Annotated in this window: 12 protein-coding genes; 5 read left to right on the forward strand and 7 right to left on the reverse strand. The window is 72.5% G+C overall.

The features are described from left to right. Positions 1-691: S8 family serine peptidase (locus JWR33_RS07555; protein ID WP_297410708.1), on the reverse strand; the 691-nt coding region annotated here is incomplete at its 3' end. Next, positions 688-1,428 (reverse strand): GAF domain-containing protein, encoded by a 741-nt coding sequence (locus JWR33_RS07560; protein WP_297410710.1) that lies wholly within the window; start codon positions 1,426-1,428, stop codon positions 688-690. The genes JWR33_RS07560 and JWR33_RS07555, both read right to left, overlap by 4 nt. A 187-nt stretch (positions 1,429-1,615) precedes the next feature. Here JWR33_RS07560 and JWR33_RS07565 point away from each other — a divergent pair, with 187 nt between their 5' ends. From JWR33_RS07565 to JWR33_RS07580, 4 genes are all read left to right on the forward strand, one after another. After that, a complete protein-coding gene (locus JWR33_RS07565; RefSeq protein ID WP_297410711.1) occupies positions 1,616-3,283 on the forward strand; it encodes an MFS transporter in 1,668 nt (555 codons plus the stop codon). A gap of 133 nt (positions 3,284-3,416) precedes the next feature. Then, positions 3,417-4,055: a hypothetical protein gene (locus tag JWR33_RS07570; protein WP_297410713.1), complete on the forward strand. Its 639-nt coding sequence runs from the start codon at positions 3,417-3,419 to the stop codon at positions 4,053-4,055. Positions 4,056-4,241: 186 nt separating this feature from the next. Further along, the gene (locus JWR33_RS07575) at positions 4,242-5,156 is read left to right on the forward strand and encodes a J domain-containing protein (RefSeq protein WP_297410715.1); all 915 of its coding nucleotides are present in this window, start codon (positions 4,242-4,244) and stop codon (positions 5,154-5,156) included. A 176-nt stretch (positions 5,157-5,332) separates the two neighbouring features. Further along, positions 5,333-6,145, forward strand: coding sequence for an EI24 domain-containing protein (locus tag JWR33_RS07580; RefSeq protein WP_297410716.1), 813 nt, complete (start codon positions 5,333-5,335; stop codon positions 6,143-6,145). Here JWR33_RS07580 and JWR33_RS07585 read toward each other — a convergent pair. From JWR33_RS07585 to JWR33_RS07595, 3 genes are read right to left on the reverse strand one after another with little or no spacing between them, the layout of a single operon-like run. Beyond that, on the reverse strand, positions 6,132-6,638 hold the full coding sequence (locus tag JWR33_RS07585; RefSeq protein WP_297410718.1) for a 2'-5' RNA ligase family protein: 507 nt from the start codon (positions 6,636-6,638) through the stop codon (positions 6,132-6,134). The two genes, JWR33_RS07580 and JWR33_RS07585, sit on opposite strands and share 14 nt — an antisense overlap. Positions 6,639-6,656: 18 nt before the next feature. Further along, on the reverse strand, positions 6,657-7,811 hold the full coding sequence (locus JWR33_RS07590; protein ID WP_297410720.1) for an acyl-CoA dehydrogenase family protein: 1,155 nt from the start codon (positions 7,809-7,811) through the stop codon (positions 6,657-6,659). 58 nt (positions 7,812-7,869) lie between these two features. Further along, entirely contained in the window at positions 7,870-8,703 is an 834-nt protein-coding gene (locus tag JWR33_RS07595; protein WP_297410722.1) for a UbiA family prenyltransferase, read from the reverse strand. Between the two features lie 56 nt (positions 8,704-8,759). Between JWR33_RS07595 and JWR33_RS07600 the strand changes: the two genes are divergently transcribed. After that, positions 8,760-9,965, forward strand: a complete 1,206-nt coding sequence (locus JWR33_RS07600; protein ID WP_297410723.1) for a glycoside hydrolase family 3 N-terminal domain-containing protein — start codon at positions 8,760-8,762, stop codon at positions 9,963-9,965. Here JWR33_RS07600 and JWR33_RS07605 read toward each other — a convergent pair. Continuing rightward, positions 9,913-10,842 carry an alpha/beta hydrolase gene (locus tag JWR33_RS07605; protein ID WP_297410725.1) on the reverse strand — a complete coding sequence of 310 codons (930 nt, stop codon included), beginning with the start codon at positions 10,840-10,842 and terminating at the stop codon, positions 9,913-9,915. The two genes, JWR33_RS07600 and JWR33_RS07605, sit on opposite strands and share 53 nt — an antisense overlap. Beyond that, positions 10,839-11,876 (reverse strand): FUSC family protein, encoded by a 1,038-nt coding sequence (locus tag JWR33_RS07610; protein ID WP_297410727.1) that lies wholly within the window; start codon positions 11,874-11,876, stop codon positions 10,839-10,841. The genes JWR33_RS07605 and JWR33_RS07610 overlap by 4 nt, the downstream gene beginning before the upstream one ends. Positions 11,877-11,880 lie beyond the last annotated feature (4 nt).

An 11,880-nucleotide genomic window follows, 5' to 3' on the forward strand; every position in this document is an offset into this window, starting at 1 on the left:
AGCTGTTGCCGGTGGCGGTGATGCTGCCCGTCGTCCACGCCACTTCCACATCGATGCCCGGAGCACCGAAATCGACGGGCGGACGCGGGTTGTAGGCGACCTCGAACTGGTCCTGCCCCTCCCGCGCCGCGACCGAGAACACCGAGGCGTACTGCGAGGGATAGGTGGGTCCCGGCACGTTGTTCGCCGCGCAGACGAGCATGAGGTTGTGGAAGTAGGCCTCGTCGGCGAGCGCGTGCAGCGGGCCGAACCACTGCTCGCTCCGGCTGCTGAGGCTGAGGTTCGCCACCTGCATGCCGGCGTCGATCGACCACCGCAGGGCGGCGGCGAAGAGGGCGCCGCGGGTGGTGAGGTTCCGGCCGAGTACCCGCACGCTGTAGATCTCCGCCTCGGGGGCGAGCATCCGGATGATGCCGGCGCAGGCGGTGCCGTGGCCGTACAGGTCCTCGTGGGGCCCCTCCACGATGCGGAAGCCGGCCTGGCTGTCATCCGCTTCGATCGCCACGCTGCCGGCCAGCCGGCCGACCCGCGGGTGATCCGCGGACACGCCGCTGTCGATCACCGCCACCTTCACCCCCTTGCCGGTCGCCGAGCCCCACGCCCACTCTCGGGGCGGCGACGGAAGCGGTAGGGGGAAGGCCGGCGTCAGCTCCGCGTCGCTGAAGGCCGACGCCCATTCGGGAAGGCTCACGCGCGGCTGCGGGTGTACTCGAGGGAGGCGGTCAGCACGGTGAGCGCGAACTTCTGGCCTGCCGGTCCCGTCGACGAGAGCTGGTGGAAGGCGCGCACGAGCTCGGCCAGCTCCTGATCGTCGTGTCCGGATTCGACCAGCGAATTGAGGGTGTCCGCGAACTCCGCCTCGTCCGCTGCGCCGGCGAGGGCGGTGAGCAGCACCGAGCCGAGGCGGTCGTAAGTCCTCGTCAGTCGGACCGTGGTCGCCAGCTGGGAGCCGATGAAGCCGAGCACGTCGAGGTCGCGTCCGGTGTTCTCGTTCATCGCCCGGGCGTCGAGCACCTCGAGAACGCCGAGGACCTCTCCGTCGGCGCCGAGGAGTGGGGCGGCGAGGATGGAGGTCGGCACGTAGTTGGTCTCCTCCGCCACGTCCCTCGCGAAGCGGGGGTCGACGCGCACATCGGCGATGGCGATCGGCTGCCCGGTCATCGCCACCCAGCCGGCGATGCCCCGCTCCACCTGCATCACCTTTCCGGTGATCGCGTTTGCGCCGATGCCATTGGCAGCCACGAACCTGATCTCGTCCCCGCCCGCCTCGACGAGAGCGCAGGAGCAGGCCGCGGAGTCGAACAGTGCCCGGACGGCCGCCGTGGCCCGGGCGAGCTCATCGTCGAGGGAGGACGGGCGGCTCGCCGAGCCGAGCGCGTTGCCGAGCCGGGCGACAAGCGCGACCAGCTCGGGAGTAGGGGAGACCATCGCGCCAGTCTGGTGCGCGGGCACCCGTGTGACAACCGACGACGACCGAAAGCCGCGGGCGCTCACCTGCCCGGTATCTCATCCTTCCCTTGAAGGTCGAGTCATGGGAGCATCAGCGCACCAGTGCGCGCGCACGCCCCTGATCAGCGCGGGCTTCGGTCCGTCGGCCAAGCCGGAAGGAGCAGCTGTGGCCACACCGCTGAACCGCTATGCCGCGGCGTTCCGCTATCGCGACTTCCGCCTGCTGATCACCTCGTCCTTCATCAACTCGGTCGGCAGCTGGGCGGCGACCGTCGTCCTCGACGTCTACGTCTTCAACGTCACCGGCTCGCTGGGCTGGCTGGCCGCGATGGCCGCCGCCGGCTGGATCCCTGGCCTCCTCATCGCGCCCGTCGCCGGCGTGCTCGCGGACCGACTGGATCGCCGGAGGGTGATGATCGTCTCCGCCCTCCTCTCCGGCATCGTGGGGGTCGGATTCGTCCTCATCGTCGTGACGGACGCGCCCATCATCCTGATGCTGCTGCTCGGGATCGTCGCGTCCATCGTCCGCGCCCCCTATGGGCCGGCAGCGGGCGCGCTGACGCCCGAGGTGGTCGACGAGCAGGCGCTGCCCACCGCCAATGCGGTGTTCGCCGGCCTCGACAACATCGTCATCGTCATCGGACCGGCCATCGGCGGGCTGCTCGTCCTGATCGACCAGCCCGCAATCGGTGTCGGGTTCAACGCCGCCAGCTATTTCGCAGCCGCGATCCTCGCCCTGTTCCTGCGGGTGCGCAGCCGCGGCGACGCGGCCCCCGGCGAACGGCTCGTGCGGCAGATCCTGGACGGGGTGAACGCGCTCCGGGCGACTCCCACCGCGGCCGTCCTCGTGCTCTTCGCCGCGCTCGACACGATGCTCGCCGGTGCCTACACGGTGGTGTACATCCCGATCAGCACGCACGTGGGCATGGGCACGCAGGGCTACGGCTACCTGCTCGCCGGCGCGGCCGTCGGTGGGATCGTCGGCGCCCTCGTCGCCGACCGGCTGAGCCGGGCCAGGAGGCTGGCTCCCATCATCGTCGGCGGCGTGGTCGTTCAGTCCATTCCCTACGCGCTCACCGCATTCACCGATCTGGCGGCGATCGGAATCGGGCTTCAGGTGCTGTCCGGCATCGGCATGGTGGTGGTGGACGTTGTCGCGCTCACTGCCATCCAGCGCGAGGTGGCCGCCGGACGGCTCAGCCGGGTGCTGTCGCTGCTCGACACCGTCGCGCTGCTGGCCAGCGTGATCGGCAGCATCGGGGCGGCCGCGCTGCTCTCGGCGCTGCCGCTCGAGGTCTCGCTCGTGCTGCTCGGCGGAGGCTTCACGCTGGTGGCGCTCGCGCTCGCGCCGGTGCTGGTTCGGACCGACCGCACCTCTGCGGCCCAGGCCGCGGTCCTCGCGGACCGGGTGCGGGTGCTCGACGGGATCCGGCTCTTCGCGCAGTCGTCCTATGCGGTGAAGGAGCGGCTCGCGGGGGCGGTCGAGGTCCAGCAACTGGCCCCGGGTGACGTGCTGGTCCGCGAGGGCGAGGACGCCGACGCCCTGTGGGTGCTCGCCGACGGCGCGCTGTCGGTGACCTCCAGCACCGCGCCGGGCATTCCCGACGTCGTCGCGCCCGACGTGGTCGGCGAGCTCGGGGTGCTCACCGGCCTGCCGCGCACCGCGACGGTCGTGGCCGCGTCGCCGGCCACGTTGTGGCGAGTCAGCGCGGACGACTTCGTGGCGGCGATCGAGCCGCAGCGGCAGCCGCTGCTGCTGCTCGGGCCATCGATGGTGCGACTCCGCCGCACCCATCCCGACCTGGCCGCCACGGCAGCAGTGGGAGGGTCCTGATGCCCGGGCTGCTGGGTCGGGAAGCGGACACATCGGGTGTTCGCCGGCCGACAGTTCACGCCCGGATCCCGCTGCACACTGCTCCTATCGCATCCTGCGAGACCTTCTGACCCGCTATAGAAAGAAGAGCACCATGAACGACAACCAGAACCGCACCGACCGGTCCGCCGCCGAGGATGTTGACGGACACCTGATCAAAAGTGGTCGCATCGTCGAGGATGACGTCGAGGGCCACGGCATCATGAGCGGTCGCATCGTCGAGGACGACGTCGAGGGCCACGCCGCTCGCTCCGGTCGCATCGTCGAGGACGACGTTGAGGCGCACGGCTTCCGCGGCAACGTCGTCGACGAAGATGACGTCGAGGGCCACGCCGCTCGCTCCGGTCGCCTCGTCGAGGACGACGACGTGGAAGGCCACGTCTTCCGCGGCGGCGACACCGAGGACGACGAGGTGAGGGGGCACTCCTTCCGGGGAGGCGTCACCGACGAGGACACCGAGGGCCACGCCGCGCGCACCGGTCACGTCAACGAGGACGACGTCGAGGGCCACGGCGGCAGGTTCCCCGTCGCACCCGAGGACGACGTGGACGGCCACGGCGTGCGCGTCCGGTTCCTCGCGCCTCAGGACGAGAACGACACCGAGGGGCACACCGTCCGCTCCGGCCGCGGTGCCGACGACGACGAAGACACCGAGGGGCACCTTGCCCGCTCGGGCCGCGTCGTGCAGGACGACGACGACGTCGAGGGGCACGCTGCCCGCTCTGGCCGCTGAACTGGGCAGCCGGCCTGACAAGACCAGGACCCGGGACGACGACCGCGCGATGGAGGCGCACCGCGGTCGTCGTCTCGGGTCCCGCTCAGGCGGACGCAGGGCGAGCGGTTAGCCTAGGGGGCGCGTTCGCCGGGTTCCCGGGGCGAATGCCCGATCCTCGTCCGTTCAGCAGCAAGGGTTCCGCCCATGTCCGACAGTCCCGTGTCGGATTCGCCGTACGCGGTTCTCGGAGTGCCGACGGACGCGAGCGACGACGACCTCCGCAAGGCTTATCGCCGGCTGCTTCGCGAGACGCATCCCGATACCGGCGGCAGCCCCGCCCGATTCATCGCCGTCCAGCAGGCATGGGAGCTCGTCGGCACTCCCGAGGCGCGCGCCGCCTTCGATCGCGGGCAACCGGCAGGGGGAGGGGAGCGGCCGTCGTGGGCGCCCCCCAAGCCCTCTGGCGCGCAGACAGGCCGGCCGAGCGCTCGCTCCTACGGCCATCCCGGCGGATGGCGGCGCGAGCGCTACCTCCGACTCCTCGCGGAGTGGGCCGGTAGGGGGACGACGGTGCCGGATCCGTATGATCCGGCCGTGGTGCGGTCGGCTCCGCGCGAGATCCGCCGGATCCTGGCCGACGCGCTGGCCGAGGAGGCCACGGCCCGGCTGGTGAGCGACCTGGGGATCGGCTTCACCGTCTGGCACGACGTCGCAACGGGCGACCCCGCCGACAAGCTCGACCACGTGGTGCTCGGCCCGACCGGGCTGTTCGCGCTGCTGTCGGAGGACTTCGGTGGACCGGTGCAGGTGCGCCGGGGCGAGGTCGACGGAGTGTCGGTCGAAGGCGACAAGCCGCTGCAGGCGCTCGCGTCCAGGGCCAAGGTCCTCGCGAGGGCGGCCCGGGTGAAGTTCGGCGGCCTGCTGCTCGTGGTGCCGGATGACGCGCTCGCCGAGCCGGTCATCCCGGCGGGGGCGGCGCGGGGGGCCGCGGTCGCCGTGGTGCGCCGGTCCGTGCTTCCGCACGTGCTCCGGGAGGGACTGCCCGGGGCCCGGGTGGTCGGGGGCAACGAGCTGTTCGACGTGCGCTCGCGCCTGCAGGCCGCCGTCACCTTCGTCTGAGCAGCCTCCCTCCGTCCGTCCGTCCGCCCTCCCTCAGCAGGCAGTTTCGCCAACATGCCCGCAGAGCGGGCCGTTCCGCCTGTCGAAGGCCGTTCTGCCTGCTGTGGGAGAGGGTGACGAGGACGGGGCGGGGGCGGGAGGGGCAGGGAGGCGCCGATGCGAAGTAGCCTCGTCGAGTGGCCGATCCCGTCGACTCCCGCACCAGCGGCTCCCGCTCCTTCCTCGGCGGTGTGGGCGACTTCCTCCGCGGCTTCCGGGTGTGGGGGACCTCTCCGGGACTCATGGCGCTCGGTGCCGTGCCGGCGCTGATCGTCGGGGTCGTCGTGCTCGCGCTCCTCACGCTGCTGGCGCTCAACCTCCCCGTCCTCACCGAGTGGCTCACCCCGTTCGCCCAGGACTGGGACGAGCTCTGGCGGAGCAGTGTCCGGCTCGCCGTCGCCGCGGCGCTGTTCGTGATCGCGGTGCTGCTCGCGGTGTCGACCTTCACCGCGCTCACCCTGGCTGTGGGGGACCCGTTCTACGAGCGGATCTGGCTGGGCGCCGAACGGCGGCTCGGCTCGTTCGATGAGCCGAAGGAGCTCGGCTTCTGGCCCTCGCTCCGGCGGGGGATCGCAAGCGGGAGCAGGCTGGTCGGGCTCTCGGTGCTGCTCGGCATCGCGGTGTTCGCGCTCGGCCTGGTGCCGGTCGTCGGCGGGGTGCTGGGCTTCGCGCTGGGCGCCGTCGGCGGCGGCTGGCTCATCGCGGCGGAGCTGCTCGCCCGCCCGTTCGACTCCCGCGCCATCGATTCGCGGGAGCAGCGGCGGCTGCGGCGCCGGTCGACAGGACGGGTGCTCGGCTTCGGGGTCGCCGTCTACGTCCTGTTCCTGCTGCCATTCGGGGCTCTCTTCGCCACGCCGGCGGCCGTCGCCGGTTCCGCGGTGCTCGCCCGGCGCCTCCTCGAGCACCGCGTCACCGGGGCGGGTGGGGGGACGAGCGTCAGAGCGTCCTGAGCGGCGTGACGGTGCGGGTGGTCGACTCCCAGAGCCGGGCCTCCGAGACGGTGGCCGGGATCGCCCGGCGGACGTCGAGCAGTCCGAGCGCCTCCGCCAGCAGCGGCGGGGTGAGGCGCCGGGCCAGGGTGACGTGCGGCGTCCACGAGCCGGGCAGCGTCAGCGCATCGATCCGCGCCTCCCGGGCGACTCGGGCGTGCAGGTCGGCATGCACGGCGAGGAGCTCGTGAGTCGCCCGCACCATGCGGGCGAGCACGAAGCCCCGGCGAGCCGATCCCAACACGACCGGACTCGCCACCGCGATCTCGAGTGGCAGCCCGGAGATCGGGGGCGGCTCGAGTGGCGTCTCGGAGTAGATCAGGGTGACATGCGGCCGGTTCGACTCGCCCGTGTGGCGCGCCTGGCTCGGCAGGCCCGCATCCGCGAGCGTGGCCCACTCGCCGCGGAGCTCCTGCTCCGCTGTGTCGTCCAGGAGCAGCTCGATGCTCGGCATGGCCCGCCTACCGGGAGCTCAGGGCAGCGGCCCGAGCAGCGCGGTCGCCACGGTGCTGTGCGCGGACTCGTCGTCGGAGGGGTGGAACATGCCGGCGAGCACGTCGCGGTAGAGGCGGGAGAGTTCGCTGGAGTTCGCGTACGACGAGCCGCCCGACACCCGGATCGCGGCGTCGACCACGACCCGCGCCGTCTCGGTGGCGCGGACCTTGACCCCGACGAGCTTGCGGAACCACTGCGCCCCGTGGTCCGCGAGCTCGTCCACGTCTCGCGCGATCGCGTCGATCTGCGGAGCGAGCGCGTCCTGCGCGAGCGCCGCGTCCGCGATGCGCCAGCGGATGTCCGGATCGTGGGCGAGCGGGGCGCCGCCGTTTCTCATCGAGGTGCGGCGATGCGCGGACGCGGTGGCCAGCTCAAGCGCTCGCGCCCCGATGCCCGTGTAGACCGATGCGAGGAGCACCTCGAAGTTCGCGAAGATCCCGAAGATGAGCGGATCCGGGTTGGGACCCGGATCGAGCCGCCGGAACACCCGCTCCGGTGGCGCGTACACGCCGTCGAGGACGGTCGTCGAGCTCTGAGTCGCGCGCTGACCCAGGGTGTCCCAGTCGTCGAGGATGCGGTAGCCGGCCGCCTCCCGATCGATGAAGGCGTGCACGAGCTTCGGGGCGTCGGCCGAGACCGTGTCGAGTCCGAACAGGCCGAGCCTCGTCCAGGCGGGCGAGAGGGAGGTGAACACCTTGGTGCCCGTGAAGCGGTAGCCGCCGTCCTCCTGCGGCACCGCCTCGGTGCGGGAGCCGAACAGGACGAGATCGTTGCCCGCCTCGCTGATGCCGAAGCCGAGCACCTCGCCGGCCCCCGCCTCCTCGAGCAGGAAGTCGAGGAAGTCCAGCCCGCGATCGTGCACGACCTTGGCGACTCCCGTCCACACCAGGTGCATGTTCACGCCGAGCGCGGTCGCGGGCGCGGCGGCAGCCAGTCGCTGCTGCTCCCGTGCGGTCTCGCGCAGCGTGAGGCCCAGGCCGCCGAACTCGGCAGGCACCATGGCGCGGAGATAGCCGGCTGCGGTCAACTCCTCGAGGTCCTCGGTGAAGAAGCGGTTGCCCCGGTCGTACTCGGGGGCGCGGGCGGCGATCCGCTCGAGGAGCGCCTCGTCGAGCACCGTGCGGTCGGCCATCGGCGTCCTTTCGATTCGCCACTCACGCTACCCGTCTCCGCTCCGCGCCCGGACGGGCTCAACCGGCGGCGAGCATGCCCCCTCCCGTGGCGAGCATGGCGACGAGGACGAGGGCGGCCAGCAGCACGAGCCCGAACAGGACACGGGTGATCCTCCGCGCGAGGACCCGCCGGATCCCGACGATCGCCAGCACGAGAACGACGGCCGCGCCGACGACGGCCCCGACGCTGCCGACCGCCGCGGCGGCCACGGCGGCCCCCACCAGCAGCGCGGCGAACGCGACCGTTCCCGCGGCTCGCAGCCCCATCCGGTGCGGCAGCCCCCGGATGCCCGTGCGCCGGTCGTCCTCGAGGTCGGGCAGCACATTGGTGAAGTGCGCGGCGACGCCGAGCAGAGCGCCACCCAGGAGCGCCCACCAGGCCGCGCCCCGGGGCGGGGCCGCGGCGAGCGTGACGACGGCGGGCAGCAGGCCGAAGCTGACGAGGTAGGGCAGCACCGAGAGCGGAGTGGCCTTGAGTCCGAGATTGTAGGCCCAGGCCGACACCACGAACACCGCATGAGCCAGGCCGGCGGGCGGGCCGAGCAGGAAGGCCAGGAGGATCGAGGCGCCGGCGGCCAGGAAGGCGCCCGTGCGGACGGTGCGGACCGAGACGTCGCCGCGAGCGACCGGCTTGTCGGTCCGCCCCGCGAGGCGGTCCCTGTCGACGTCGACCCAGTCATTGGACCAGCCGATCGAGAGCTGGTTGAGCACGAACGCGAGGGTGACGACCAGCACTCGCCACGGCTCGAGTCCCACGGCGATCGCCAGGGTCAGGGCGACGACGGACACCGCTGCGGCGGGCGCCGGATGGGAGGACAGGAGCAGCGCGGAAACGGGCGACCGGCGGCTCACCCGGTCATGCTAGCGGCGCGGGAGGGCGCCCAGCGGCCGGGCGTATCGTGAGCCGGGTGCGAGGGATCCGAGGCATCGCCGTCCTGGCAGCGCTGGCCGTCCCGGTCCTGCTGGGCGGGTGCGGCGGCGCCTCGACGTCCGCCGGCGGCTCGTCCTCCGCCCCAGCGGCGCCTGTGCCGAGTGCCGCCAGCCCGACCCCCACTGTCTCCGCCGAGGAGCAGGAAGCGGCGTCGCGCCTGGCCGCCATGAGCGTGCGCGAGAAGCTGGCCACCATGCTGATGCTGCACCGGCCGGGCACCGACCCCGCCGATCTCCACGACTTCATGGCAGGAACGGGCGCGGGCGGATTCATCCTGATGGGCGACAACGTGGCCGGCTCCGTGCAGGATCTCGCCGGCACCGCAGCCGGCCTCCAGGTGGACGACTCCCTGCCGCCTCTCATCGGCATCGACCAGGAGGGCGGCGACGTCTCCCGCATCGGTGTGGACGACGGGCCGGGCGCCGCCGAGCTCCGCGACGAGCCGCCCGCCGCGTCTCGGACCGCATTCGCGGCTCGTGCCGCGCTCGTGCGGGAGGCAGGGGCCAACCTCAACTTCGGGATCATCGCCGACGTCACCGGGGACCCCGACTCATTCATCGCCGATCGTGTGCTCGGCTCCGACCCCGATCGGGCGGGCGACCGGGTGGAGCAGGCCGTCCTCGGCGAGCGGGGAATCGTGCTCAGCACCCTCAAGCACTTCCCCGGCCACGGGCTCACCGCGGAGAACTCGCACACCTCGCTGCCGCAGAGCGACATCAGCCTGGAGGACTGGCGGAAGGGACCAGCTCTGCCCTTCGAGCGCGGCATCGGCGCGGGCGCCGAAGCGGTGATGTTCGGCCATCTCCGCCTCGACTCGGTCGACTCGGCTCCGGCCAGCCTGTCCGCGGCCTGGCACCGCATCCTCCGCGACGAGCTGCACTTCGAGGGCCTCGCCGTGACCGACGACATGCTCATGCTCCAGCACTCGGGCAACGACACGTACGCTGATCCGCTGGCGAACGCCATCCAGGCGATCGACGCGGGGAACGACGTGCTCCTCTACGTGCTGGCGGAGGACCCCGAGGTGTCGGGAGTCGACCCGGAGGAGCTGCTCAGCGGCCTGGTGACCGCCGTCGAGGATGGCGGCATACCGGAGGAGCGCGTGGACGACTCCGTGCGCCGCCTCCTGCTCACTCGGATCGGCATCCGGGATCACTCGGGGACAGTTCCCGCAGCAGGCTGAGGAGGCGCTCCGGCTGCTCGACCTGCGGGAAGTGGCCGCAGTCCTCGAGCACCTCGGTGCGGGCGGTGGGAAGCAGCTCCCGGAGGCCGTCCAGGTCTCCTCGAGCGGTGAAGCGGTCGCGGTCCCCGCTGAGGGCCACGACCGGGGCCACGATCGCGCGCCAGCGGCCCACGTCATAGTCGCGCACGGCGAGCGCCGCCGCGACGAACGAGCGCGGGCGCAGGTCGACGGCGAGGTCCCGAACGGTGTCGGCCGGTGCCTGCAGCGGGTGCCGGAAGAGGGGCGCGGCGAGGAGCCGCACCAGCCCCATTCGCCCGAGTCCCCGGACCAGTGCGCGAATCGGCGGCTCGATCGGAGCGACTGCCGCGAGAGCGAAGCGCAGCAGCACGAGCGCGGGCAAGCGTCCGCGTCGGCCGAGCGTGCGCATCGGGGCGCGAAGCGACTCGAGCACGCCGGCGAGGCTCGCCGAGACGCACAGCACACCGACCGTGCGCACCGGCTCCCGGCACGCGAGGTGCAGGGCGAGCAGCCCTCCCATCGAGTGTCCCAGCACGCGCCAGCGGGAATAGCCGCAGGCCTCCGCCGCGGTGACGAGGGTCTCCGTCATGTCGTCGACGGTGGCCCGGGTGGGGCGGGCGAGGGCGCCGGACGCGCCCCAGCCGGGCAGGTCGACCGCCACGACGTCGCGCAGCGGGTCGCCGCCGTCCTCGGCTCGGCGCAGCAGCTCGCGCCAGGTGCGCCAGGAGCCTGCGGCGCCGTGCACGAGGATGAGGGCGGTGTCGCTCGAGCGGGTCGCGGCGGCGTGCACGGTCATCGGGCCGAGGGGAGTGGCGACCCGGCGCTCGACGAGCCCGAGGTCGGAGGTCGGCGATGTCACTCGCCGACGATCTCCTCGCGGACCCGGCGGAGGTCCTCCAGGAGGGCCCCGATGAGGATCCAGTGCCGCGGGTTCGGCTGGAGGACCACGAGCGGACTGGTGAGCGCGGGCAGCTCCGTCGTCCGCGGCTCGGCTTCGCCGGCGGGCGATCCGGGGGCGCGGACGAGGAGGCGCAGGTCGTGCGCGGCCCGGCGCAGCTCCTCGGCGATGCCCCGCACCGCGGGCTCGTCGGCGAGGGACGGATCCCAGTGGTCGCGCAGGGCGCGAGCCATGCCGACCACTTGGGTGACGAGCGGCTCCATCCGGGCCAGCAGTGCGGTGTCGCGTTCGAGCTGATCCCGATGCCGGGATCGGCGGGGGTTCAGCGCGAGGCTCTCCCGGCCGCTGCGGATCGCATCTCCCGTCCTGTCGCGGAGCGCCCGCAGCTCGCGTGCCGAGCGGAGGGCGACGTCCAGACGCTCGCGGTCGGTCCCGCCCGTGATCGAGTCGGCGAGCAGCTCCAGCTGCGTCGCGATGCTGCCGCCGAGCCGAAGCACGGCGGCGCGAGCGGGGCCGGCGAGAAGGGGAGGCACGATCGCCACGTTGATCAGCAGGCCGACCGCCGCGCCGATCACCGTCTCCACCACTCGGGCGGCGGCATAGCCGGGGGTCGCGGCGCCGATGGAGAGCACCAGCATCGCGCTGATCGGGATCTGCACCGAGGAGCCCGGGGTGAGCCGAAGCGCCCACGCGACGAGCAGAGATGCGACGATCGCGGCGAGGACGAGCCAGTTCGCGTCACCGAACAGGATGGACGCGCCGAGGGCGACGAGCACTCCGACGAGCACGCCGACACTGCGCTCCACCGCCTTGCCGAAGGACTGGTTGACGCTCGGCTGCACGACGAGCAGCGCGGCCACCGAGGCGAAGACGGGGATCTGCTCGGGAAACACGAGCAGCGCCGTGAACCAGGCGAGGATCGCGGCGATCGCAGTCTTCAGCACCTGCAGAAGGGGCACTCGTGCATTCGCCCGCACCAGGCCCGTCAGACGCACGGCT

This window comes from Naasia sp., from assembly GCF_025465545.1.
Lineage (GTDB): Bacteria > Actinomycetota > Actinomycetes > Actinomycetales > Microbacteriaceae > Naasia.

Excerpts from the sequence above, each read along its gene's own strand:
- JWR33_RS07560 (WP_297410710.1), bottom strand. The coding sequence starts at position 1,428 with ATGGTCTCCCCTACTCCCGAGCTGGTCGCGCTTGTCGCCCGGCTCGGC.
- JWR33_RS07570 (WP_297410713.1), top strand. The coding sequence starts at position 3,417 with ATGAACGACAACCAGAACCGCACCGACCGGTCCGCCGCCGAGGATGTT.
- JWR33_RS07575 (WP_297410715.1), top strand. The coding sequence starts at position 4,242 with ATGTCCGACAGTCCCGTGTCGGATTCGCCGTACGCGGTTCTCGGAGTG.
- JWR33_RS07585 (WP_297410718.1), bottom strand. The coding sequence starts at position 6,638 with ATGCCGAGCATCGAGCTGCTCCTGGACGACACAGCGGAGCAGGAGCTC.
- JWR33_RS07590 (WP_297410720.1), bottom strand. The coding sequence starts at position 7,811 with ATGGCCGACCGCACGGTGCTCGACGAGGCGCTCCTCGAGCGGATCGCC.